Raw genomic sequence first — 364 nt, forward strand, 5'->3', positions numbered from 1 at the left:
TCAAGAGGCTCAGCCTTTTTTTAAAAACTGGTTTTTCTGGGTCTATTTTTTCATGCCCTTTTTCAGTTTTTATTTTCATGGGAGTTCAATAACGAACTTCTCCTTTTGGGTTTATAATCAATTGAATTAGCAATTTCAACTAACATCTCAGGTGTCACCTTGTTAGACACCCGTTTATTAATACTAATCATATATTGCCAATTATCTCTTTCGAAAACCAATACATTAAAACCTGAAACGTTCAAATATGTTGCGTCATTTCTGATTTTTAGTTTAAAGTGTTTTAAAACATACTTATCTGGGATTGAAATTTTATGTTTAACAGGTCGAACATCAATTTTATAATGATTTTCAGGCGATTTAT

Annotated in this window: 1 pseudogene; it reads right to left on the reverse strand. The window is 30.2% G+C overall.

What is annotated here, in order from left to right:
* Positions 1 to 62: 62 nt before the first annotated feature.
* Positions 63 to 364: pseudogene (locus tag TR08_RS33435) on the reverse strand (hypothetical protein); the annotation flags it as partial.

It is taken from the genome of Neobacillus niacini, assembly GCF_000759675.1.
In the GTDB taxonomy this organism is placed as follows: Bacteria; Bacillota; Bacilli; order Bacillales; family Cytobacillaceae; genus Neobacillus; species Neobacillus niacini_A.